Genomic DNA, 23,329 nt, shown 5'->3' on the forward strand with positions numbered 1-23,329 from the left:
AGAGCTTTAATAAACCTGTTTGCCGGAGGCAGACAGGTTTTTTGCGTTCCATCAATCTGTCAGGCCAAAGGTTGGACTATAATGGGACTGACCTGTTTGCCCGGATACGCGGCATCAGTTGGTCATAGTTAACCGTACTTTGAGGAGAGGTAGTGAATAACGTTGAAATGGGGAATTATTGATTTTCATTGTGATGCGTTAAGCAAACTTCAGGAGAATCCCGAAATCCGATTTGAGGAAGATGAAAGGCTGGATGTATCCGCCAAGAAACTCAGCCAGGGAGGAGTAGGTCTGCAGTGTTTTGCTATATTCATCGATGACGAGCAGGAGAAAGCCCGGATTGGCCGGGTGCTGGAACAGATCAGCTTATACCGTACGGAAGTGGAGAAAGCTGGGATTCCGCTGGTTACAAGCCGGCAGGAGCTGGCTGCCTTGAACGCTGCTGGGGGGGGAACGGGCGGTATGCTTTCGCTGGAGGGCGCGCATGGACTTGAGGGCAACCTGAAATATGTGCAGAACTGCTATGATTTGGGTGTCCGGTTTCTGGGGATCACGTGGAATCACGCCAACTGGGCTGCGGACGGTATCATGGAGCCGCGTGGAGGCGGCTTTACGCAGAAGGGACATGAACTGGTCAAGCTGTGCCATGAGCTGGGTATTATTTTGGATGTTTCGCATTTATCGATTAAAGGTTTCTGGGAGCTGACGGAAGCGGCGGAGAAGGTCGGTAAACCGTTCATTGCTTCTCATTCCAACAGCATTAAAATTTGCGATCATCCGCGGAACCTGTCCGACGAGCAGATTCGCACGATCGTCCGCCTGGGCGGAAGAATCGGCCTGACTTTTGTACCTCCGTTTGTCAAAGCTTCCGGTCCCGTGAAAATGACGGACCTTCTTCCGCATCTGGAGCATATGTGTTCCCTCGGGGCCGAAAACCATCTCATGTTTGGATCGGATTTCGACGGCATCGATGAACATATCGAAGGTTTGGAGCATGCAGCTTGTTACGTCAGCTTCAAAGAACTGCTGCTCAAATACTACTCGGAACCCCTCGTGGACAAGTGGCTCAGCCTCAATGCGATGCGCTTTTTGCAGACCTGGCTTCCAGCAACAAAGAAAGCGCTTTAACTCATCACAAACCGAGAACGGTTTAATCGAAAACTACTATATGAATTGGGCGCGAAAACGCTTGCTTTTTACACCTTGTCGACATAAAATTGACATGATTATGAAACAGATATTTCATATTTTTGCGGGGGATCATCCCTCCGCGGGCTTGATTTTATGAAATAGTCATGCACTTATTAAATTCTTCTGATGCGATACGATTAAAGGGGTGGACGGTTTGATTAGTCAATTGTCATGGAAAATCGGCGGGCAGCAGGGTGAAGGCGTAGAAAGTACGGATCGGATCTTTTCAACAGCTTTGAATCGTTTGGGGTATTATTTGTACGGCTACAGACATTTTTCATCCCGTATCAAAGGCGGACATACCAACAACAAGATCAGAATCAGCACCAGTCCGATCCGGGCCATTTCCGATGACTTGGACATTTTGGTGGCTTTCGACCAGGAAAGCATCGACCTCAATGCCCATGAGCTTTGTCAGGACGGGGTTATTGTGGCGGACGCCAAATTCAATCCAACTGTTCCTGAAGGCAGCAGCGCCAAGCTGTTTGCGGTTCCTATCACAGCTATTGCAGAAGAACTTGGCACTTCCCTGATGAAGAATATGGTTGCTTCCGGAGCATCCTGGGCACTGCTCGGATTACCGCTGGAAGTGTTTAATAAAGCGGTTGAAGAAGAATTCGGCCGCAAAGGCCAGGCTATCGTTGATAAGAACGTAGAAGCCGTCAAACGCGGCGCTGAATACGTTCTGGAGCTGGCTGGCGGTCCACTGGAGCGCTTCAAGCTTGAACCGGCCGACGGCAAGGAGAAATTGTTTATGATCGGCAACGATGCTATCGGCCTTGGGGCTGTTGCAGCTGGCTGCCGGATCATGAGTGCTTATCCGATTACACCGGCTTCAGAAATCATGGAATACCTGATCAAGAAGCTTCCGAAGTTTGGCGGTACCGTCGTTCAGACCGAAGATGAAATTGCAGCAATTACGATGGCCATCGGCGCAAACTATGCCGGAGTTAGAACGATGACGGCTTCTGCGGGTCCGGGTTTGTCCCTGATGATGGAAGCCATCGGTCTTGCCGGCATGACGGAAACCCCGGTTGTCATTGTTGACACCCAGCGCGGCGGACCATCTACCGGCCTTCCAACCAAACAGGAGCAAAGTGATATCAATGCGCTGATCTACGGTACGCATGGTGAGATTCCGAAGATTGTGCTTGCGCCAAGCTCGATCGAAGAATGTTTCTACGATACCCTCCAGGCCTTTAATTTGGCTGAAAAATATCAGGTACCTGTCATTCTGGCGACTGACCTTCAGCTTTCACTCGGCAAGCAATCCTGCGAGCTGCTTGATTACAGCAAAATTGCAATCGACCGCGGCGCGCTGGTGGATGAAACGCCAGAACGTGAAGACGGCAGCTTGTTCAAACGTTATGAGCTGACCGAAAGCGGCGTATCACCACGGATTATTCCAGGTAAGAAAAATGGCATCCATCACGTCACTGGTGTCGAGCATGATGAGGCTGGCCGGCCTTCGGAAAGTCCGGTGAACCGTCAGAAGATGATGGATAAGCGCCTTGGCAAGCTGGCCGGCATTCAAGTTGACAATCCGATTCATGTACAGGCATCGCATGAGAACCCTGAACTGTTGATCATTGGTATGGGTTCCACCGGCGGAACAATTGATCAGGCTCGGGTAAGACTGGAAGAGGACGGCGTAACCACGAACCATATCACGGTGCGTTTGATGCATCCGTTCCCGGTAGAAGAAATCACACCTTATCTGGAGAAAGCCAAGAAGGTTGTTGTTCTCGAAAATAACGCAACAGGCCAGCTGGCTGGTTTGATCAAGCTGAATGTCGGCTTCCGCGATAAAATCGTGAACATGCTGAAATATGACGGCAATCCGTTCCTGCCAGCGGAAGTGTACGGCAAATGCTTGAACGTTTATAAACAGTCAGCATCAGAGAAACAAAGCGGGGAGTTGGTTGAACATGGCAACTTTTAAAGAATTCCGCAACAACGTTAAGCCAAACTGGTGTCCAGGCTGCGGAGACTTCTCCGTACAGGCTGCTATCCAGCGCGCAGCGGCTAATGTCGGATTGGAGCCAGAGCAATTGGCGGTCATTTCCGGAATCGGATGTTCCGGACGGATTTCCGGTTACATCAACGCTTATGGCTTGCACGGCATTCACGGACGTGCCCTTCCGATTGCCCAAGGCGTAAAGCTGGCTAACCGCGATTTGACGGTTATCGCTTCCGGCGGCGACGGTGACGGCTTTGCAATCGGGATGGGTCATACCATTCATGCGATCCGCCGTAACATTAATATCACTTACATTGTTATGGATAATCAGATTTACGGCCTGACGAAAGGTCAAACCTCCCCGCGCAGTGCTGAGGGCTTTAAAACCAAAAGTACACCTGAAGGTTCTATCGAATCGGCGCTGTCACCGCTGGAGCTGGCCTTGTCCTCTGGAGCCACGTTTGTGGCCCAGTCGTTCTCAAGCGACCTGAAACAGCTGACGTCCTTGATCGAGGAAGGCATCAAACATGAAGGTTTCTCTTTAATTAACGTGTTTAGTCCTTGCGTTACTTTCAATAAAGTGAACACTTATGACTGGTTTAAAGAGAACATTACCAACTTGGACACGGTAGAGGGATATGACTCCAGCAACCGCATCCATGCCATGACCAAGCTGATGGAAACAGGCGGTCTGCTGACAGGACTCATCTATCAGAATAAGGATCGGAAGAGCTACGAGGATCTTGTTCCCGGCTTCCGCAAAGAGCCGCTTGCTGCTCAGAATCCGGCAATTACTGCCGAAGAGTTTGAGAAACTGGTGGCGGAGTTTAAATAAGAATAAGGGCAGGCTGTTTACAAGCCTAACAATATTGTCACAAGGCACCCGGTCCGGGTGCCTTTGCCTTTTGTGTCGAAAGATGTATAATGGTTGAGGATGTTTTTGTGAGTGAAAAAAAGTACAGTATAGGAGTGAACCTACGATGAATAAAATCGTACCTGTTGGCGTTTCCGGACGTCATATCCACCTGACTCAAGAACATATTGAAGCTTTGTTCGGCGAGGGCTACCAGCTGACTGAATTTAAAGCCCTGTCCCAACCGGGTCAATTTGCTGCTAACGAGCAGGTTGCCGTAATCGGACCTAAAGGCGAGTTTTCCAAAGTGCGTATTCTGGGACCTGCACGTCCAGCTTCCCAGCTTGAAATATCCCGTACAGACTCTTTTGTGATTGGCGTACCTGCTCCGGTTCGTGAATCGGGCAAAATTGATGGTACACCGGGCGTTAAAGTGAAAGGCCCTAAAGGTGAAGTTGAATTGGAGCAAGGCGTCATTGTTGCAGCCCGTCATATTCACTTCCATACTTCAGATGCCGCAAAATGGGGCATTGCCGACAAGCAGCTGCTTAAAGTGCGTGTAGGCGGCGAACGTGGTGTTGTGTTCGAGAACGTAATCGCTCGTGTATCGGATTCTTTTGCACTGGATATGCACATTGATACAGACGAAGCGAATGCAGCCGGCGTGAAAAACGGCGACAGCGCTGAAATCGTAGAATAGAATAAGCAGGCGAGATCCTCTTAAACAGCAGTTCCGGGAATACCGGGCTGCTGTTTTTTGCTTGCTGCCAGTGGATTTGTTAAAGCCCAAGTCCTGATAAAAGGCAGTAAATGGATAGAGTCCCGTGCTGCGTCTAGAAATAGCAGCTTGTGCATGTTATAATTTGATGTAATGCATTTTTAAATAATTGTCCCGCGGGGATAAAGATAGACAGTAAGGAGTGAGCCGTTAATGGCTAAGGAAACAAAGGATTACTCCAAATATTTTGATTTCTCGGATGCCAAGATCATCTCTGAGGATGAGAACGGAAAGAAGATCCGGATTCGCGGCCGGGATATCCATATTTTCTCCGAACCGAACCAGAAGCAGGAGAAGCAGCGCGGCAAGGAAGCGGTCCAGGTTCATTACGATACAGCGGTGCCTGAAGAGCTGAGCCGGCTGGGTGCGGGTAAACATTACATCGTTTATACCTTCGGCTGCCAGATGAACGAACATGATTCGGAGACCATCAAAGGTCTGCTCGAGCAGATGGGTTATCAGCCGACAGAGGATCGTAAAGAAGCCGATATCATTCTGCTGAATACGTGCGCTATTCGTGAGAATGCGGAAGATAAAGTGTTTGGCGAGCTTGGCCATCTCAAGCATCTGAAGACCGAGAAACCGGATATGCTGCTCGGCGTATGCGGTTGTATGTCCCAGGAAGAGAACGTAGTTAACCGGATTCTTCAGAAGCATGGTTTCGTAGATTTGATCTTTGGTACACACAATATCCACCGCCTGCCTTTCCTGATTCAAGATTCGCTGATGAGCAAGGAAATGGTTGTGGACGTATGGTCCAAGGAAGGCGACATTATCGAAAATCTACCTAAGAAACGTGAAGGCATGCGTGCGTGGGTAAATATTATGTACGGCTGCGATAAGTTCTGTACTTACTGCATCGTACCGTTTACCCGTGGCAAGGAGCGCAGCCGCCGTCCTGAGGACGTGATTGCCGAGGTGCGAGACCTGGCACGCCAGGGCTTTAAGGAAATCACGCTGCTGGGACAGAACGTGAATGCTTACGGCAAGGATTTTACGGATATGACGTATTCTTTCGCTGATTTGATGGATGATATCCATAAGATCGATATTCCGCGGATCCGCTTTACCACCTCGCATCCTCGTGATTTCGACGACGAGCTGATTGCTGTGTTGGCCAAAGGCGGCAATCTGGTCGAGCATATCCACCTGCCGGTTCAGTCGGGCAGCACGGAAATGCTGAAAATGATGGGGCGGAAATATTCGCGGGAGCATTACCTGGAATTGGTGCGCAAGATCAAAGCCGCGCTTCCGAACGTTTCCTTAACGACGGACATTATCGTAGGTTTCCCTGGCGAAACAGACGAGCAGTTTGAAGAAACCTTGTCGCTTGTGCGGGAAGTTGGCTACGACTCGGCTTATACGTTTATCTATTCCCCGCGTGAAGGAACGCCTGCGGCTTCCATGACAGACGACATACCGATGCAGGTCAAGAAAGAGCGCCTTTACCGGCTTAACAACGCTATTAAAGAGAGCAGCCGAGCCATCAACGAGCAGTTTAAAGGGCAGGTTGTCGAAGTGCTGGTTGAGGGTGAAAGTAAAAATAACGAGAGTGTTCTCGCGGGCAGAACCCGGACCAACAAGCTGGTCCATTTTGAAGGGGGCCCGGAATTGATCGGAACTTTTGTACATGTGGAAATCACCGATCCGATGACCTGGTACATTAAAGGCAAAATTATCAGCACCTCTGTGGCTGCCGTTTAATTAAGATATACGAAGCAAGGCAAAGGTTTGAAACGATCAACAAACAAAGAACGCGAAAGGGAGGAATTCAAAGTGGCAGAAATGCAGAACATGTCTGGCGCTCAAGGCGGAATTCCAGATTCCGCTTCGCGCATGTTTTCCAGAAGTGAGATTATGGAGAAATCCAAGGAACTGGCTGAACTGATCCGCGGAAGCGAAGAGGTGCAAATCTTTAAACAGGCGGAGCAGCAAATCCAGAGCCATCAGCGGATTCAATCACTGATCTCGCAGATGAAGAAGAAGCAGAAGGAAATCGTGGCATTCGAAAGTATGCGCAATAAAGAGATGGTGAGCCGGATCGAGAAAGAGATCGATGAGCTTCAGGCCCAGATCGATGCGATTCCGCTTGTGACTGAATATCAGCAAAGCCAGGCGGACCTGAACTATTTGCTTCAATTTGTAATGTCCGCGATTCAGGATACCGTTTCTGAGAAGATTAACGTAGAATCCGGTACGGAGGCTCCTCCAAGCCGGTGCGATTAAAGCAGCAGGCGAAGTGCGGGAGATAGCCTTCCGCACTTTTTGCTGTATGCAACCGTACAAACTTTAGGCCATAAACTAATAGAACCTTACATACCCGCTGCAAGCTCGGGGCGGGCAATAACAACAAGTGTAACTTCAAGACTCAGGGGGAATACGGAGTATGGACTGGACAGATATTTTAGATCGCAACAGCAAAACATTTTGGGGCTTTCTCGGCATGGAACTGCTGCATGCGGATGCTGCAAGGGTAGATCTTGGCCTGGAGGTCAAAGAGAATCACTTAAATTCAATGGGCATCGTGCATGGAGGAGTGTTGTCCTCTTTGATGGACCAGGCGATGGGAATCCTCGTTACGGCTGCAAAAGGCGGAGTAGAAGGAGTTACGACTCATCTGAATGTGAATTTTCTTACGGCTATGGGGACAGGGAAACTGATTGCCAGCGCTTATCCCGTACACGAAACGTTCCGTACGATGACTATGCGAGCTGAGGTCCGCGACGAACAGGGACAGCTTGGCTGTGTGGCGACATCCACCTTCCGGCTTCCGAAACCGAAAGCTTAAAATTAATCCGACAGTGTGGGTGATGGATAATGAACGATGACCAGGAGAAAGCCAAAAATTATAATCCGAAAAAATACCGGACACCGGATGGAATTCCTGCGGATATCGTCATGTTTACTTTAACGAAGCAGGAACGGCGTTCCTCGACCAAATCCTTGCCGCTCTTTGAGCTCAAGGTCATGCTCATCCGCAGACGAAGCTGGCCTTTTGCCGGGGCTTATGCGCTGCCTGGCGGTTTCTCACAGGAGAACGAATCGCTGTACGAAACCGCCAGCCGGGAGCTTCAGGAGGAGACCGGTGTCGACGGCGGGCATTTGGAATATTTGGGGGTCTACAGTACCCCGGGAAGAGATCCGCGCGGCTGGATCATTTCGCATGCTTTTTACGCTCTGGTGGAAGAATGGGTGCTGGAGAAGCGTAAGGCGGCTGACGATGCTCAGGCGGTGGGCTTGTTTACCATCCAGGAGGCACTTGAAGAGCTGGAGCTTGCTTTTGACCATAGGGAGATCATCAAAGATGCTTACCGGAGAATCCAGGAGCAAATGCTGCAGACGACGATTGCCAAACAGTTTTTGCCGCCGCATTTTACGCTGAGCGAGCTTTATCAGGTCATTCGCACAGTTGTGCCTGATTTCGAGGAGCTGAACTTTATTCGTAAAGTGACGTCAACCCGGAGCAGACAAGGCATCCTGGAGGAAGTGGTGGACGAAAACGGTAAACGGCTGGTCTCCAATCAGTATTCCCAGCGTCCCGCTCAGCTCTACCGGTTTACGGATTTTACACCGCGCTTGAGTATTTATACTTAAACTGATTAAATAGATGAGAGTACATTACTGCAGCCAATCCTGAATCAGTGAGGAGCTGAGGGAAGATGAAAGCATTAATCGTGATTGATTTCACGAATGATTTTGTCGATGGAAATTTGCCGGTAGGAGAACCTGCGATTGCGATTTCTCCTGTCGTTGCCCGGATAACGGAAACTTTTGCGGCAAACGGTGATTATGTGGTCATGGCGGTGGATCTTCATGAACAGGATGATGTTTATCATCCGGAATCGAAGCTTTTTCCTCCCCACAATATTCGGGAAACCGAAGGCAGGGAGCTGTACGGGGAGTTAAAGCCGGTATATGAGAAGTTCAAGGACCGGATCTACTGGATGGATAAGACAAGATACAGCGCTTTTAGTGGGACAGATCTGGAGCTGAAGCTGAGAGCGAGAGGAATAACGGAAGTTTGTTTGATCGGCGTCTGCACGGATATTTGTGTGCTGCACACGGCTGTGGATGCTTATAATAAAGGATTTGCCATTACCGTATATGAAGATGCGGTAGCCAGCTTTAACTCCGCCGGTCATGAATGGGCGCTTGGCCATTTTGCCGGCAGCTTGGGAGCGAAAGTGACAACAAGCTCGGAAGAGGTGAAGTGAGGATGGCAGCGGCAGAGAGAGGAAGAAATAATCAGATGCTAACGACAGGTTTGGCGCTGCATACGGATAAATACCAAATCAATATGCTTTATGCGCACTGGATGAATGGAAGCCATTTGAGAAAGGCCGTATTTGAAGCTTATTTCCGTAAGCTTCCGTTCGGCAATGGCTACGCCGTATTTGCGGGACTGGAGCGCATTGTGAACTATTTGGTGAACCTCCGGTTTACCGAGGAGGATCTGGCCTATTTGGCCAAGCAGGAGGAAAATTATAAACCCGAGTTTCTGGAGATGCTTAGGGACTTCAAGTTTAGAGGCACCTTGCTGTCCATGAAGGAGGGGGCTTTGGTATTTCCGAATGAGCCGCTGATTCGTGTAGAAGGCACTATTATGGAAGCCCAGCTCATTGAAACGGCGCTGCTGAACTTTATGAACTTCCAGACGTTGATTGCCACTAAAGCTTCAAGAATCAAGCAGGTAGCGCCTGATGACATCCTGCTGGAATTCGGAACAAGACGTGCCCAGGAAGCCGATGCGGCTTTTTGGGGAGCGAGAGCGGCGTATATAGCGGGTTTTGACGCGACGTCGAATATGCTTGCCGGAGAATATTTCGGGATTCCGACGAAAGGCACGCATGCCCACTCCTGGGTTCAGGGTTTTGAGTCCGAGGAAGAAGCATTTGCGCTTTATGCCAAAGCGCTGCCAGATCAAGTAACGCTGCTGGTGGATACGTATGATACGCTCAAAAGCGGTGTGCCAAATGCCATCAAAACAGCGAAGTGGCTGGCTTCCCAAGGCAAACGGATGAGCTCGATCCGGCTGGACAGCGGAGATTTGGCTTATTTGTCTATCCAGGCCCGAAAAATGCTGGACGATGCCGGCTTATCTTACGTCAAAATCGTCGCCTCGAACGACCTCGATGAGAACACGATCTTCAACTTGAAGGCCCAAGGTGCGCGGATTGATATTTGGGGAGTTGGAACACAGCTGATTACAGCTGCTGACCAGCCTGCGCTTGGAGGCGTTTATAAGCTCGTAGAGCGTCAAAAAGGCGACACGATGGTGCCTACGATCAAGATTTCCGGGAATCCGGAGAAGATCAGCACCCCGGGGAAAAAAGAAGTATACCGCCTGATCAGCCGCAGTGATAAAAAGGCTATGGGCGACTATATAACTTACCCGAACGAAGCCATTCCGGAAGAGCGGAACAATAAACTTCGTCTGAAGCATCCGCTGAATTCCACACTGCAGAAGACCGTCAAAAACTTTGAAGTGATGCGGATGCTGGAGCCTATCTTTGAGGACGGAAAACTCGTCTACGAGCTGCCGAATCTGGATCAGGTCCGTGATTACCATAAACAGCAGCTTTCACTGTTCTGGCCGGAATATCTGCGCAAGCTTAATCCGGAAATCTACCGCATCAGCTTGAGCGAAGAGGTTTGGAACCAGCGGCAGTCGATGATTGAAGCTTATTTGGAACAGCATGAGGAATAAACGTGCTGAATGGAAACGAATACGGCTGGAGCCCTTTAAAGGGCTTGGCCGTTTCTTTTTTGAAGAAAAATTCAAAATTATTTCTCGGGAAAGCGCAGAAATCGATAAGATCAGACGCTGCCTAATGGAATTTCGACAGCGCCGGCGGGACCATTTTCATTTGGTTCATGACGTGAATAAAATGCCGCCCGCACGTATAAAATCAGCGCCTGAAAGGCAAACTTGAGGATGAGAGCCTGCTAGATTTAACCATTAATTAAGTTTGATTTGGAAAGGATGATGCACATGGGCAGCCTGAAACGATTCGACAAATGGATAGCCGGTCTGTTAGGCACAGGAGTGATCGTCTCTGCCTGGTTTGTCCATGTTCCGCAAACGGAAGCCAGCCAGCTGCAGGGGGGACGCGCTGAGCAGGCATACAGGCTCGTCAAGCATGGAGCTCTGGAGGAGTTGTCCGCAGACGGTTTAGTGGGCAGTGAATTTATGAGCAGCGAATTTTATGGCGGCAGTGAAACCTTGGATTTGCTGAAGCAGCTTCGCCAGGACTGCGCCGGTATCGATTTGCGTTTGACCCATGAGACGAATTCCGAGGATTTGGACGGGAACCGGAGCACGAGCTTTTATGTGAATGGAGATTCTCATCATTACGTTGTGTTTTATCGCTATAACAAGGAAAACACCCGTGCGTCCAAAATCCGCAGCCTATACGGCACCGACAAAAACAGCCGAAGCCCTCTGATTCGGACAGCCGGCAAGCTAGCGCTCGTTTATGTATCAAGTGGCAGCGGTAAAGATAAATACAGCGATCAACTGGAGCCGATTTTTGACAGCTTGCTCAAAGAGATGAAATAAAATAAAAGCGTCTTCCGAGTGAAAAGGTTCGGAGGCGCTTTTTTTGGGTGGTTGGATTTGGCTTTTTGGCTATTTCTTATAGATCTCGCGCATGACATGTCTTAATTCCGGAAGGATGATCCGTTCCATCGCAAGCTTTACGGCACCGATAGACCCCGGCATGGAGAATACGGCGGTTTCGTTCATAACCCCGGCGATAGCGCGGCTTAAGATGGCTGCGGAACCAATGTCTTCGGCAAAACTGAGATAACGGAAAATTTCGCCAAAGCCCGGCAATTCTTTCCCGAGCATGCTGCTCACCGCTTCATAAGTCGTGTCGCGGGGAGCAATTCCGGTCCCACCACTTAGCAAAACAGCCTGAATTCGGCTGTCCTCTGCCGACTCATGGAGAAGATTACGAAGCTCATCGTATTCGTCTTTGACAATTCTATAGTCGACGACGGAATATCCGTGATGCTCAAGCAGCTCAAGCATCAGCTTGCCGCTTGTATCATTTTCTTTGGTGCGTGTATCAGACACTGTGATGACTTGGCAGGTGACGGAAGCAGGGGCCTCCGCTTTGTGTTCGTCTACAGATCTCATTAGCGTTACCTCTTTCTCTTCTATAATGAGCAAAATGGGATTCCCGTCTATTTTAGCATACTGAATTTAGATTCTGGAATTTAGATCCCGAAATTTAGGCGCTTAAGTAAGTAAGTTAAGCTGCTTTTCCCCTTTTGTTGCATTGTTCTGGACACTGTAGTAAACTCCGAGTCAGATCAAATATAGGCACTGCGTTTGGAGGAGAAGTTGAAAATGAAGGCATCGGACGAAACTTATGTGACCCCGATTTACATATTGTCAGGATTTCTGGGCAGCGGCAAAACGACGCTGCTTGCTAAATTAATTGATTATTGGCAGGAGGCCGGACTTAAGCCGGCAGTGATTATGAACGAGCTGGGAGACGTTAATCTGGACGGTCTGCTGGTCAAGCAGGAGGTGCCGATGGAAGAGATGCTGGGCGGCTGTATTTGCTGCTCGATCCGCGGGGATCTTGGGGTGACCATCCATGAATTGATACAGAAGGAACATCCGGATTTGATCGTCGTAGAAGCAACGGGTGCTGCAAATCCGATGGAGCTTCTGGACGGGGTGACGGAGACAGCGCTGTATATGAAGCTGGACATCAGACCGCTGATTACGGTAGTGGATTCCGCTTATTTGATGGAGCTGTTCGATCGTCAGCAGGGGAAAACCTACCGGCTTATGCAGGAGCAAATTCGCTGTGCATCCGTCCTGATCCTGAACAAGACCGATTTGCTGGACAGCTCGCGCATGCAGGAGCTCCTGAAGCTGCTGAACCAATCCAATCCTTACGCGAAGAAGATTCCGGCTGTAAAATGCGAGGTCGATCTGGCAGAGTTGCTGGTTGAAGGAGAAGGCGCACAGGGGGCTACAGACGAGGCCGGTGATCAGAACCTTTCTCAAACTCATTCTCATTATGGTCAAAGCGATAGCCATAATCATAATTATACTCATAACCACAGCCACAGCAGCCATTCCCATGATCATTCACACGAACATTCTCATGACCATGGACAAGACCCTCATGGGCATGATCATCATCATACTCACAGCCATGTGATGGTCCATACGCATTACTTAAGCGGCCCTGTGGACAGCAAAGCTTTTGAACAGCTGATTGCCGAGCTGCCCCGGGACGTCTATCGGGCTAAAGGCGTACTGACCTTTTCCGATACGAGCAGCCGCTTCTTATTTCAATATGCTTATCGAGAGCCGGATTTCATGAAGATTACGCCGCAGGGAGACATCCCGGATGTCGTTGTTTTTATAGGCGAGCATTTTGATAAAGAGGAGCTGTCTGAAAAGCTGAAAGCTCTTGAGGCGGGTACGCTGCTTGCCGAATAAGTGTTTCAAGAAAGCTCCAACAAGGTAATAACACTACGTTGAAGTTAAGGTTTAGTCCCTTTCAATGATCAAATCCAGAATGCTGAAGGAGGAGAACATGATGATGAATCCAAACCCTTATCGAGAGTGTATCGAAGCATGCCTGGAGTGCATGAATGCCTGTAATTATTGTTACATATCCAGCTTGAAAGAATATGATCTTGCCATGCTTAGAGATTGCATTCGTATGGATCGTGAATGTGCAGAAATTTGTATGTTTGCGGCCGATGCTTTGTCACGAGAATCCGTCTTTGCGGCCGAGATTTGCCAGCTTTGCGCTAAAGTGTGTATGGCTTGCGCCGAAGAATGCAGTCATCATGAACATGAACATTGCAAAAAATGTGCCGAGGCCTGCCGCCGCTGCGCGGATGCCTGCCTGTCAATGGCTGCCTGATGGCTAGTCTGCCTGACGGGCTGACCGCATGTCACGGTCCAGATTAATCATGGGCCAGAAGGCCCAATTGGATAAATCCGGTTATTATCTGGTGAAAACTGGGGATTGACCGGGTTTATTTTTTTGCCTCCATTGGCGGGAAATGCCCGAAAACGCTGCTCTATCAAGGGAAAATTTAACTCACTAATTATGATAAAAGTTGTCAACAATATTCATGACGAAAGTGAATTTTCATTTGATTGAGAAAGAAAGCGCTTTGAATTAACATGGAATCAAGGATAAGACTTAATGAAATCTATCCTACCTAGTTTTGATTTAAGGGGAGGCTCCTAAAATGGCAACATCTGCAGTAAGCGAAAACAAAAGCGGAGGATTAAGGGTTGGCGTTCAAAAGTTTGGTCGTCTGCTAAGCGGAATGGTTATGCCGAATATCGGCGCTTTTATCGCCTGGGGCTTGATTACAGCCCTGTTTATCCCGACCGGCTGGATTCCTAACGAGTATCTGGCAAAACTGGTTGATCCTACTATCAAATATTTGCTTCCACTCCTGATCGGTTACACCGGCGGGGAAATGATTCACGGTAAACGCGGTGCCGTTATCGGCGCGATCGCGACCATAGGCGTTATTATCGGTTCAGACATTCCGATGTTCCTTGGCGCTATGATCGTGGGTCCGATTGCCGCCTGGATCTTGAAGCAGTTTGACCGTGCGGTCGACGGCAAAATCCGCGCCGGCTTTGAAATGCTGGTGAACAACTTCTCGATTGGTATTATCGGCGGTTTGATTATGCTCGGAACTTATTCCGGTATCGGTCCTGCCGTTGAAGCTTTGACTACCGTTCTTTCGAACGGTGTAGAATTCCTGGTGAACAAGAACCTGCTTCCGCTCGTAAACATCATCATTGAACCTGCGAAAGTGCTGTTCCTGAACAATGCGATTAACCACGGTATCCTGAGTCCAATTGCTGTTGAAGAATCGGTACGTACGGGTAAATCCATCCTGTTCATGCTCGAATCGAACCCGGGCCCTGGCCTTGGCGTATTGCTGGCTTACTGCCTGGTTGGCAGAGGTTCGGCGAAACAATCTGCTCCAGGCGCAGTGATCATTCACTTCCTGGGCGGTATTCATGAAATCTATTTCCCTTACATCTTGATGAACCCTCGCCTGATCCTGGCTGTTATGGCCGGCGGCGTATCCGGTACATTTATGTTCCAGCTGCTCGGTGCAGGTTTGACTGGTCCGGCTTCTCCAGGCAGTATCATTGCTTATTTCCTGGTAACGCCTAAAGGCGGCTACTTGGCCATGATCGCCGGTGTAGTTGTAGCTGCTGTTGTCTCTTTCCTTCTGTCGGTATTGCTGCTCAAAACAACGAAACAGAAAGAGACCGACAACATTGAAGAAGCTGCAGCAAAAATGAAAGACATGAAAGCTGCCGGCGTAACGAAAACAGCTGCTGAGACAACTGGCGCGAACCAAGCCATCAACGATGCGGTAGTTCAATTGAATCCAGAAGACGTTCACAAGATCGTCTTTGCCTGCGACGCAGGTATGGGTTCGAGTGCGATGGGTGCTTCGGTGCTTAGAAAGAAAATGCAGCAAGCTAATGTGGATGTAACAGTTGTAAACTCGGCCATCAGTGAAATTCCTTCTGATGCGGACATCGTCATCACGCAGAAAACGTTGACGGACCGGGCGAAAGCGAAAATCCCTACAGCTGAGCATATTTCTATCGACAACTTCCTGAAGAGTCCTGAATATGACAAGCTTGTAGATCGTCTTAAAGATTAATTGAGATGAACAAGAGAAAGCGCCGGCGGAAGCCGGCGTTATTCTCCATTTTTACAGGAGGTGCGGCGTGAACCAACTCACCGCAAGGCAAAGGCAGATTCTGACGTTTTTGCTTGATAGGAAAGAAGAAACGACAGCCGCTGAAATTGCCGAAGAAGCTCGGGTGAGTGTCAGAACCGTTCACCGGGAGATGGAAGGGCTGGAGCAGTTTCTGGCCGATTTTGATCTCCACCTTAAGAAGAAGTCAGGTAAAGGAATCGAGCTTGAAGGGACTCAGGCGTCCATGGATAAGCTCGCCGCTATGCTAAAAGAAGAAAAACCGTCTGAATATACGGTAGAAGAACGAAAGATTTATATCCTGACTTCGCTGCTTCAAGCCGATGAGCCTGTCAAGCTGTTTACACTGGCTCATGCTTTAAAAGTAACGGTTCCCACAGTGACTAATGATCTCAACGAGCTTGAGCTCTGGATCAAGCGGTTCAGGCTGGAGCTTATTCGCCGGCGCGGGTACGGCGTGGAAATCGAAGGCCGGGAGGAAGACAAACGCAGAGCGATCTGCCAACTGGCCGAAGAAAATCTGGATCCTTCCGATCTGGTAGGCGCGAGCGAAAATTATCCTCCGCTGCTGCAGAAGCTGCTGAATCTGGCGGGCAAAGATTATTTTATGTTCGTGGAAAGCGCCTTGTGGAACAGAGGGTCGAAATGGCTGGATGAATTAAGTGAAAAGGCTTATACCCATCTGCTTATTTCCTTGTCCGTAGCCGTGTCCCGGATTCTTCAGGACAAGAAAGTGGAAGATAACAACGACGGGTCCGCGTTTTATGGCTTTCGGCCAAGAAATCTGGATGATGCCCAGGACATTGTTGCAGAGCTGTCCGAAGTATTGGATATTCCATTTTGCAGCTTTGAAACGAATTATATTGCCCTTATGCTGGATGCCCTACAGGATTCGGCTGCTTCGGAATATTTGACACAGGCCGATCTTCTTCATATGGAAATTGTTCAGCAGCTTATTAGGAGTGTGGCCGAGAAAACCGGCTATCCGCTGCAAGGCGACAAATCCTTGCGGGAAGGACTGCTCCAGCATATCGATCCGGCGCTCAAAAGGCTGCAGGAAGGCTCGCGAATCCGAAATCCGCTGCTGGCTTCCATAAGGAAAGATTACGAGCCTTTGTTTCAAACGGTTAAAGAAGCTGTAAGCGATCTGGATTCGGCTCTCGGTGTGCCTGATGAGGAGATCGGCTTTCTGGTGATGCATTTTGGTGCTTCTATTGAACGGCTGAAAAGACTCCAGCAGGATGTCCGGGCCATCCTCGTATGCAGCAGTGGAATCGGCTCGGCTAAGCTGCTTGCAACACGGCTGGCTAAAGAAATTCCGCAGATCGAAATCGTTAGAAACAGTTCCTGGTACGAAGCGGCCAGAATTCCCGAGGAAGATTACGATCTCATTATTTCAACCATTGATTTGCCGCTTCCGCAAAACCGTTACATCCGGCTTAGTCCTTTGCTCACCCGGGAAGATATTGAGCGGTTGATTGATTACATCAAAAATACAACCTTCAAGCAAATGGACGCCGGACGTAAGGCCGGGGGCCGTGAGGACAGGTCGGAAGAGAATTCAAGCTGGGCTGTAGGGCGGATTAAATCGCTGCATACTACGCTGACTGAAATCCTCGTTCTAATCGAGCAATTTCGGCTCGGAACTATTGACACAACAGGCCGAGACTTACATTATGCCCTGCTGGAAGCATGCCGGGCGCTTGCGGAAGATTCGATTCTGGATGATCCGGATAAGGTGACAAATCTTCTGCTGGAGAGAGAATTGCTGGGCAGTTTAATTATTCCCGACAGCTCTCTTGCGCTGTTCCATACGCGCAGCGCCCACATTTTGCAGCCCTCCCTGTCCCTGTACAGGCTGAGCCAACCTGTTCGAATGGATGGAGAAACCAATATACAGGTCATGTTGATCATGCTGGGACCCCGGGAGCTGCCGAAAGAATCGCTTGAGATCTTGAGCGAAATCAGTGCTCTTCTGCTCTGGCCGGATTTAATCCGGCTGATGGAGCAGGGGAGCGAGCAAGACATTAAACAGTTTCTAGCGACTGAATTAATGGGATTCTTCAAAAATAAAGTATAAACAAAGGTGGAGTTAAACATGAGTATACTGTCTAAAGAGAAAATTTTGTTGTCTGCAGCTGCAAAAGATAAATATGAAGCAATCCGCATTGCCGGTGAACTGCTGGTCAAAGCAGGCCATGTTGAACCGGCTTATGTGGATCGCATGATTGACCGTGAAAATATCGTATCGACCTATATGGGCAATGGTTTGGCCATTCCTCATGGAACTAAAGAAGGCAAAGACCTGATTCATTCGACCGGCTTGTCCATCGTTCGTTTCCCGGATGGCGTTGACTTTGACGGGGACGAACCGGCATTTGTAGTTATCGGCATCGCGGGTGCCGGCGGCGACCATATGCAGATTCTGACCAACGTGGCTATGATCTTCAGTGAAGATGAAAGCTTGGAGCAGGTCATGAACGCTCCTACTGAAGAAGCCATTATGGCGATCTTTGAAGGAGGCCTTGAAGACTGATGAAAGCCGTACATTTTGGAGCAGGAAATATCGGACGCGGTTTTATCGGACTGTTGCTTTCCCAGGCAGGTTATGAAGTTACTTTTCTGGACGTTAACGAGAATTTGGTGAATCATCTCAAGCAGAAACGCGAATATCCGGTTGTGCTGGCCAGCGATCAGCGCGAAACGATCATCGTTCGCAACGTAACGGGCATCAACAGTGCCACGGAAACAGAAGCGGCGGTTCAAGCCGTGGCTGAAGCTGACATCATTACAACGGCGGTGGGTGTTAACATTCTGAAGTTTATTGCTCCGACCATTGCGGAAGGTTTGAAAAAACGTCTGTCCAGCGGTTCTCCGGCTCCGCTGCATATCATTGCCTGTGAAAATGCCATCGGAGGCAGCACCCAGCTTAAAGAGCATGTGTATGGTCTGCTTGACGAAGCTACCCGCAGCAAGGCGGACAGTCTGGTAGCTTTCCCGGATGCGGCTGTTGACCGGATCGTTCCGCTCCAGCAGCACGACAATCCGCTTGAAGTGGAAGTGGAACCTTTTTACGAATGGGCTGTTGACACGTCCCAAATGATTCCAGGCTATACACCGATTGAAGGTATACATTATGTGGACCGGCTTGAGCCTTACATCGAACGTAAATTGTTCACAGTTAATACCGGTCACTGTTCAGCAGCTTACCGCGGTTATCTGAAGGGGTATGAACTGATCCAGCAAGCGATGGACGATCAGCAAATCGCCGATGAGCTGTACGGGGTTCTGAAAGAAACAGGCGCTGTAATGGTAGCTAAACATGGCTTTGACGCGGCGGAACATGAAGCCTATATTCAAAAAATCATGGAGCGCTTCCGCAATCCGGCGCTGAAGGATGAGGTTAACCGGATCGGCAGATCGCCAATCCGCAAGCTGTCGCCGAACGACCGTCTGGTATCTCCGGCACTGCAGGCTTTTGACCGCGGTTTGTCTTATGACGGATTAGCCAAGTCCATGGCAGCCGCTCTGCTGTTTGACGTTCAGGAGGACCCTGAAGCTGTACAGATCCAGCAGACGCTGAACGAACGCGGCGCCTCTGAAACCTTGACTCACTTTACGGGGATCCCGGCGGATCATCCGGTGCATCTGGCGGCCATCAAGCATTATGAGCAGCTCAAGCAAGCTGTTAAATAAGCGGAAATGAAATGATTTGGTGATTAAAGAAAGTCAGCTTCAATTGAGAAGAAGTCCCCCGCGCGGCAGCGAAGGGGGCTTCTTGTTTTTTCAGGGAGGCTTGTGTTCCTAGGAGAGTGTTCTTAGGAGAGTGTTCTTTAGTGTGTGTTCTTTAGTCTGTATTCTTTGGTCTGTGTTATGATAGAGGCAGCTATAAGAGAAGAAGGCAGGGATACATTCGATTGAACTGAGGGGAAACAATGATTCGTTTTGACGAGTTGTGGGATTATAACCGGCCTGAACATACAGAACAGAAATTCCTTGAAATTGCGGAGCAGTCTAAGAATAACGGAGATGCCGGATACATAGCTGAATTATGGACGCAGATCGCGAGAGCGCAAGGTCTTCAAGGCAGGTTTGAAAGCGCCAATGTCTCACTTGACCAGGTTCTTGTCCTGCTTGGAGAAGAAGAGCTTCCCAGAGCTCATGTCCGTTTTTTGCTGGAAAGAGGAAGGGTGCTTAACTCTTCGGGTCATCCGGCCCGGAGTGTACCTTTATTCGTAGAGGCCTGGAACCTGGCACAGCTGCATAACGAGCATGATTTTGCTGTGGATGCGGCCCATATGCTGGGCATTGCTGAAGCTGATCCAGATACAAGAATGGCCTGGAATTTACAGGCGTTGGACTATGCGGAGAATCATCCTGAAGCGCAGCGCTGGTTAGGTTCCCTATACAATAATATAGGCTGGGCTCAAGTAGAAGCGGGGCAGCTTGAACAGGCTTATGACATGTTTAGCCTGGCACTTGCTTTCAGGGAGCAGCGGGGGAACGAGGAAACGATATCAATCGCCAAATGGTGTGTGGCCAAAGTATTGCGTTTAATGGGGCGGGTAACGGAAGCGCTTGAGATTCAGACCTCCCTGTACTATAAAGCCATGGATCAGCAGGGACCCACTGGGTACAATTGCGAAGAAATAGCAGAGTGTCTTCTCACTGCAGGCAGACGGGATGAGGCTCACGGGTATTTCAGGAAAGCGTACGAGCTTCTTTCACAGGATACATGGCTGGTCGAACACGAAGCCGCACGGCTGGCAAGGATCAAAGAACTGGCCCAATAAGCCGCGGCCGCGGTTGTCCATGATATAGACGTCAGGAAAGGGGGAGGATTATGCCTTATCGCAATAGCCGCAAGCAGCTTATGGAGCAGCAGCAGTCTAAGGAGCTGTTCTCTTACTTCGGTTTGGCCGTTTATTACGGCCAGGCTTTGGAGCAGCAGCTGGTGAACCTGATCATGATGATGAAGCTGGCGGAAGGGAAGGTGCCTACCGAAGAAGATTTGGAGGAGCTTTATCACCGCAAGCTCGGCAATTCCCTCGGTCAGCTGGTGAATGAGATCCGGCACCATTTTTCTTTCACGGAGGAAGAGACGGAAGAGCTGGTTTCCATCTGGAAAGACCGCAACCGGATTGTCCATGACTATTTCAAGGAACGTATCCTTGAAACCTTCAGCGAAGAAGGCCGGAAAGCGATGATTGATGAGCTGAAGCAGTTCAAAGACCGGGCGAAGCGGCTGGAGGATAAGCTCCAGCAGTACACGCGGCAGCTGTATGAGCAGGTTGAAGGGCTTGAGGAGAAAGAGGAAGCCGGCAGGCTGGAATAGCCCGCACTAGATAGAATTGCTAAAATCTTGAATGATTGAATGGTTGAAGTGTTGAAATATTCAAATGTTGGACGGCTTATAAATAAGTGTCTGTAATTCCTAGAAACAATTAAACACAAAAAGGCTGAACCCTCCATGGGTCAGCCTTTTTGTATGAAAGAAAAATCAGCCTAAAATGCATTCAACCTTCTTGTTGAAGAACCGTTCCCAGGATAAATTGTTAGAACAAATCATAAGAACAAAACTTTAAAACAAAACTTTAAGACAAATAAGACAAATCCTTAAGACAAATTCGGCAGAGGCGAAGCTGCTGCTGGCCGTTTGGATTCATGGGACGCTCCGGCGGATCCGGCAGCGGGCGCCGACGATCCCTGAGTCTTCGGCAAATCCGAATCGCCAACCGTGGAGCTGGAGCCGCTATCTTGATCTTGCCCGGAGCCATTCTCTGCGGCATCCGCTATGCCGCCCTGCAGGCGGTACATTTGGTAATAACGTCCGCCGAGAGCAAGCAGCTCATCGTGGGAGCCGCGTTCCACGACTTCGCCTTTGTGCAGCACCAGAATCTGGTCGGCGCTGCGGATGGTGGAAAGGCGGTGGGCGATGATAAACGTCGTGCGCCCTTTCTTCAGCACCTCAAGCGCGGATTGGATCAGCGCTTCGGTTTCGGTATCGATGTTGGCCGTGGCCTCATCGAGAATGAGGATGGCCGGGTCGAAAGCCAGCGCCCGGGCAAAAGAGATCAGCTGCCGCTCGCCAGCGGAGAGCGTGCTGCCTTTTTCCACGACCGGCTCGTCAAGACCGCCCGGCAAATGGGCCAGGATGCGGTCGGCGCCGACATCCTTTAATGCTTTCTCGACCGTTTCGCGGGAGATTCGGCTGTCGCCGAGACTGACGTTGCTGGCGATCGTTCCGGTGAACAGATAAGGATCCTGCAGCACGATGCCCATATGCTGGCGGATCCACTGCTTCGGCAGGCTGGTGACCTCCTGGCCGTCGATACGGATGGAGCCTTTCTGAGGATCATAGAACCGGAACAGCAGGTTGATGATCGAGCTTTTTCCCGAGCCGGTGTGGCCGACAAGCGCTACGGTTTCGCCCTGCTTGGCAGTGAAGCTGATGTTTTTCAGCACATAATCTTTCTTATAAGCAAAAGAAACGTCGTCGAATTCCACATTGCCTTTGTAACGCGGCATGCTGCCGTCCGTCACGTCCACGCCGGGCTGATCCATCAGCTCGAATACGCGGCCTGCGGATACGAGAGAGGAGTCCAGCGCTGCCAGCTGGTTGACCATGCCTGTAATCGGCTGGAACAAGCGGCCGAGGACGTCGACGAAGGCGTACAACACGCCAAGCGAAACGATGCCTGTTGCAGACAGGTACGCCCCGCCGAAATACCAGAGCACCACGGCAAAAGCGAGATTCCGGATCACGTTAACCAGGTTGTGGGAGGTCAAGGCGTTCAGGTTGAGCATTTTGTTCTGGTGTTTCATGTAATCGTCGTTTAAGGCTTCGAATTCATCGCTTGTTTGCTGCTGGCGGCGGAATACCCGGATCACCGGCATGCCCTGGATGGATTCGTTAATGATGGCGTTGATTTCGCTCAGCCGGGAGCGGATGATCGTGTTGTATCGGGTCGCAAACTTGCGGTAAAGCACCACCCAGGCCGCGATGACAGGAATGACGAACAGGCAGATGAGGCCAAGCCGGAAATCAAGCAGGAACAGGGCCACATAAACGCCGAGCATATTGACGATCCCGGAGAAAAAGTTGGATAAAACCGCGATAAACAAATCTTTGACGGCTTCGGTATCGTTTGTCACCCGGGAAACAACTTTACCGGCGGGAAGATTATCAAAATAGTTGACCGGCAGCTTTTGAATATGCCCGTATACATCGATGCGCAGCTTTTGAATGACTCTGTTCGCCGACGATTGCAGCCAATACGTTTTGCCGAACTCCATGAGGATGGAGACGAGCAGGAAGCCGAAATAGGCGAGGACCAATGTCCGGATGCCCGGCAGCTCAGGTTTGTAAAAAGCATACAGCTCTTTGGTCGACAGCTTAACGGCCGGGTATTGCAGGCTTTCGCCGCCTTTGGTAAGGGTCAGTACGCCGCCTTCGAAGGAACGTTCGCCCGTCGTGTCCGGAATCGCTCCTTCAACGAAATAAAACGGCCGGCCGGCTTGGAGAAGATGCACCTCGCCGCCTTTGGTTTCATCCGCAGCAAAACGGTCGCCGCGTTTATACAGCTTGCCGTTGTAGCTGACCGTTTCGCCGGAAGCGGTGTTGGTTTCGTAAAAAGGTTTCTCGATCGCCAGCATGTGATTGTCGATCATGTTTCTGGCGATAAACGGGCCGGCCAAATCGGCCGCCACGCCGATCGCCAGCATGACCAGCGCCAAAATAAACGTCCTTTTGGCGGTTAAAGCGTATTTAAACAAGGCCTTGCCTGTTTTTGTTTTCATT

The 23,329-nt window shown here is 49.9% G+C and carries 21 protein-coding genes; 19 read left to right on the forward strand and 2 right to left on the reverse strand.

All coding sequences use genetic code 11. From position 1 onward, the window contains the following. The first annotated feature begins 162 nt into the window (after window positions 1-162). The 11 genes from CBE73_RS00885 to CBE73_RS00935 all read left to right on the forward strand — a co-directional run bounded on the left by CBE73_RS00885 (window position 163) and on the right by CBE73_RS00935 (window position 11,341). Window positions 163-1,128: a dipeptidase gene (locus tag CBE73_RS00885; RefSeq protein WP_094092586.1), complete on the forward strand. Its 966-nt coding sequence runs from the start codon at window positions 163-165 to the stop codon at window positions 1,126-1,128. A 217-nt stretch (window positions 1,129-1,345) separates the two neighbouring features. Continuing rightward, a complete protein-coding gene (locus tag CBE73_RS00890) occupies window positions 1,346-3,133 on the forward strand; it encodes a 2-oxoacid:acceptor oxidoreductase subunit alpha (protein WP_094092587.1) in 1,788 nt (595 codons plus the stop codon). Then, window positions 3,120-3,986: a 2-oxoacid:ferredoxin oxidoreductase subunit beta gene (locus CBE73_RS00895; RefSeq protein WP_094092588.1), complete on the forward strand. Its 867-nt coding sequence runs from the start codon at window positions 3,120-3,122 to the stop codon at window positions 3,984-3,986. The genes CBE73_RS00890 and CBE73_RS00895 overlap by 14 nt, the downstream gene beginning before the upstream one ends. A 145-nt stretch (window positions 3,987-4,131) precedes the next feature. After that, window positions 4,132-4,704, forward strand: a complete 573-nt coding sequence (pduL, locus tag CBE73_RS00900) for a phosphate propanoyltransferase (protein ID WP_094092589.1) — start codon at window positions 4,132-4,134, stop codon at window positions 4,702-4,704. A 231-nt stretch (window positions 4,705-4,935) separates the two neighbouring features. Continuing rightward, entirely contained in the window at window positions 4,936-6,486 is a 1,551-nt protein-coding gene (miaB, locus tag CBE73_RS00905) for a tRNA (N6-isopentenyl adenosine(37)-C2)-methylthiotransferase MiaB (RefSeq protein ID WP_094092590.1), read from the forward strand. 81 nt (window positions 6,487-6,567) lie between these two features. Then, window positions 6,568-7,008: a YlbF/YmcA family competence regulator gene (locus CBE73_RS00910; protein ID WP_094096053.1), complete on the forward strand. Its 441-nt coding sequence runs from the start codon at window positions 6,568-6,570 to the stop codon at window positions 7,006-7,008. A gap of 160 nt (window positions 7,009-7,168) precedes the next feature. After that, window positions 7,169-7,570: a PaaI family thioesterase gene (locus CBE73_RS00915; RefSeq protein ID WP_094092591.1), complete on the forward strand. Its 402-nt coding sequence runs from the start codon at window positions 7,169-7,171 to the stop codon at window positions 7,568-7,570. Window positions 7,571-7,599: 29 nt separating this feature from the next. After that, window positions 7,600-8,376, forward strand: coding sequence for an NUDIX hydrolase (locus CBE73_RS00920; RefSeq protein ID WP_094092592.1), 777 nt, complete (start codon window positions 7,600-7,602; stop codon window positions 8,374-8,376). Window positions 8,377-8,441: 65 nt separating this feature from the next. Then, window positions 8,442-8,996: a cysteine hydrolase family protein gene (locus tag CBE73_RS00925; RefSeq protein WP_094092593.1), complete on the forward strand. Its 555-nt coding sequence runs from the start codon at window positions 8,442-8,444 to the stop codon at window positions 8,994-8,996. 35 nt (window positions 8,997-9,031) lie between these two features. Continuing rightward, window positions 9,032-10,489 carry a nicotinate phosphoribosyltransferase gene (locus CBE73_RS00930; protein ID WP_094096054.1) on the forward strand — a complete coding sequence of 486 codons (1,458 nt, stop codon included), beginning with the start codon at window positions 9,032-9,034 and terminating at the stop codon, window positions 10,487-10,489. Between the two features lie 285 nt (window positions 10,490-10,774). Continuing rightward, window positions 10,775-11,341, forward strand: a complete 567-nt coding sequence (locus CBE73_RS00935) for a hypothetical protein (RefSeq protein ID WP_094092594.1) — start codon at window positions 10,775-10,777, stop codon at window positions 11,339-11,341. A gap of 69 nt (window positions 11,342-11,410) precedes the next feature. On the opposite strand, the gene CBE73_RS00940 is transcribed toward CBE73_RS00935, so the two are convergent. Further along, the gene (locus CBE73_RS00940; protein ID WP_094092595.1) at window positions 11,411-11,923 is read right to left on the reverse strand and encodes a MogA/MoaB family molybdenum cofactor biosynthesis protein; all 513 of its coding nucleotides are present in this window, start codon (window positions 11,921-11,923) and stop codon (window positions 11,411-11,413) included. A gap of 213 nt (window positions 11,924-12,136) precedes the next feature. On the opposite strand from CBE73_RS00940, the gene CBE73_RS00945 reads away from it, so the two are divergent. From CBE73_RS00945 to CBE73_RS00980, 8 genes are all read left to right on the forward strand, one after another. Then, a complete protein-coding gene (locus tag CBE73_RS00945) occupies window positions 12,137-13,249 on the forward strand; it encodes a CobW family GTP-binding protein (protein WP_094092596.1) in 1,113 nt (370 codons plus the stop codon). A 100-nt stretch (window positions 13,250-13,349) separates the two neighbouring features. Beyond that, window positions 13,350-13,682 (forward strand): four-helix bundle copper-binding protein, encoded by a 333-nt coding sequence (locus CBE73_RS00950; RefSeq protein WP_094092597.1) that lies wholly within the window; start codon window positions 13,350-13,352, stop codon window positions 13,680-13,682. 334 nt (window positions 13,683-14,016) lie between these two features. Then, window positions 14,017-15,471, forward strand: coding sequence for a PTS mannitol transporter subunit IIBC (locus tag CBE73_RS00955; protein WP_094092598.1), 1,455 nt, complete (start codon window positions 14,017-14,019; stop codon window positions 15,469-15,471). Window positions 15,472-15,538: 67 nt separating this feature from the next. Further along, window positions 15,539-17,608: a BglG family transcription antiterminator gene (locus CBE73_RS00960; protein WP_094092599.1), complete on the forward strand. Its 2,070-nt coding sequence runs from the start codon at window positions 15,539-15,541 to the stop codon at window positions 17,606-17,608. Window positions 17,609-17,626: 18 nt separating this feature from the next. Beyond that, window positions 17,627-18,064, forward strand: a complete 438-nt coding sequence (locus CBE73_RS00965) for a PTS mannitol transporter subunit IIA (RefSeq protein ID WP_068694691.1) — start codon at window positions 17,627-17,629, stop codon at window positions 18,062-18,064. Next, entirely contained in the window at window positions 18,064-19,224 is a 1,161-nt protein-coding gene (locus CBE73_RS00970) for a mannitol-1-phosphate 5-dehydrogenase (RefSeq protein WP_094092600.1), read from the forward strand. Before CBE73_RS00965 ends, CBE73_RS00970 begins: the two co-directional genes overlap by 1 nt. 239 nt (window positions 19,225-19,463) lie before the next feature. Next, entirely contained in the window at window positions 19,464-20,321 is an 858-nt protein-coding gene (locus CBE73_RS00975) for a tetratricopeptide repeat protein (protein ID WP_094092601.1), read from the forward strand. A gap of 50 nt (window positions 20,322-20,371) precedes the next feature. Then, a complete protein-coding gene (locus CBE73_RS00980; RefSeq protein ID WP_094092602.1) occupies window positions 20,372-20,863 on the forward strand; it encodes a hypothetical protein in 492 nt (163 codons plus the stop codon). Between the two features lie 281 nt (window positions 20,864-21,144). On the opposite strand, the gene CBE73_RS00985 is transcribed toward CBE73_RS00980, so the two are convergent. Continuing rightward, complete coding sequence (locus CBE73_RS00985; protein WP_094092603.1) at window positions 21,145-23,328, reverse strand: ABC transporter ATP-binding protein; 2,184 nt, start codon at window positions 23,326-23,328, stop codon at window positions 21,145-21,147. Between the last annotated feature and the right edge of the window lies 1 nt (window position 23,329).

This window comes from Paenibacillus physcomitrellae, from assembly GCF_002240225.1.
GTDB lineage: Bacteria > Bacillota > Bacilli > Paenibacillales > Paenibacillaceae > Fontibacillus > Fontibacillus physcomitrellae.

Excerpts from the sequence above, each read along its gene's own strand:
- CBE73_RS00975 (WP_094092601.1), top strand. The coding sequence starts at position 19,464 with ATGATTCGTTTTGACGAGTTGTGGGATTATAACCGGCCTGAACATACA.
- CBE73_RS00955 (WP_094092598.1), top strand. The coding sequence starts at position 14,017 with ATGGCAACATCTGCAGTAAGCGAAAACAAAAGCGGAGGATTAAGGGTT.
- CBE73_RS00895 (WP_094092588.1), top strand. The coding sequence starts at position 3,120 with ATGGCAACTTTTAAAGAATTCCGCAACAACGTTAAGCCAAACTGGTGT.
- CBE73_RS00920 (WP_094092592.1), top strand. The coding sequence starts at position 7,600 with ATGAACGATGACCAGGAGAAAGCCAAAAATTATAATCCGAAAAAATAC.
- CBE73_RS00965 (WP_068694691.1), top strand. The coding sequence starts at position 17,627 with ATGAGTATACTGTCTAAAGAGAAAATTTTGTTGTCTGCAGCTGCAAAA.
- CBE73_RS00935 (WP_094092594.1), top strand. The coding sequence starts at position 10,775 with ATGGGCAGCCTGAAACGATTCGACAAATGGATAGCCGGTCTGTTAGGC.
- CBE73_RS00945 (WP_094092596.1), top strand. The coding sequence starts at position 12,137 with ATGAAGGCATCGGACGAAACTTATGTGACCCCGATTTACATATTGTCA.
- CBE73_RS00930 (WP_094096054.1), top strand. The coding sequence starts at position 9,032 with ATGCTAACGACAGGTTTGGCGCTGCATACGGATAAATACCAAATCAAT.
- CBE73_RS00980 (WP_094092602.1), top strand. The coding sequence starts at position 20,372 with ATGCCTTATCGCAATAGCCGCAAGCAGCTTATGGAGCAGCAGCAGTCT.
- pduL (WP_094092589.1), top strand. The coding sequence starts at position 4,132 with ATGAATAAAATCGTACCTGTTGGCGTTTCCGGACGTCATATCCACCTG.
- CBE73_RS00910 (WP_094096053.1), top strand. The coding sequence starts at position 6,568 with ATGCAGAACATGTCTGGCGCTCAAGGCGGAATTCCAGATTCCGCTTCG.
- CBE73_RS00915 (WP_094092591.1), top strand. The coding sequence starts at position 7,169 with ATGGACTGGACAGATATTTTAGATCGCAACAGCAAAACATTTTGGGGC.
- CBE73_RS00950 (WP_094092597.1), top strand. The coding sequence starts at position 13,350 with ATGATGAATCCAAACCCTTATCGAGAGTGTATCGAAGCATGCCTGGAG.
- CBE73_RS00970 (WP_094092600.1), top strand. The coding sequence starts at position 18,064 with ATGAAAGCCGTACATTTTGGAGCAGGAAATATCGGACGCGGTTTTATC.
- CBE73_RS00925 (WP_094092593.1), top strand. The coding sequence starts at position 8,442 with ATGAAAGCATTAATCGTGATTGATTTCACGAATGATTTTGTCGATGGA.
- CBE73_RS00985 (WP_094092603.1), bottom strand. The coding sequence starts at position 23,328 with ATGAAAACAAAAACAGGCAAGGCCTTGTTTAAATACGCTTTAACCGCC.
- miaB (WP_094092590.1), top strand. The coding sequence starts at position 4,936 with ATGGCTAAGGAAACAAAGGATTACTCCAAATATTTTGATTTCTCGGAT.
- CBE73_RS00940 (WP_094092595.1), bottom strand. The coding sequence starts at position 11,923 with ATGAGATCTGTAGACGAACACAAAGCGGAGGCCCCTGCTTCCGTCACC.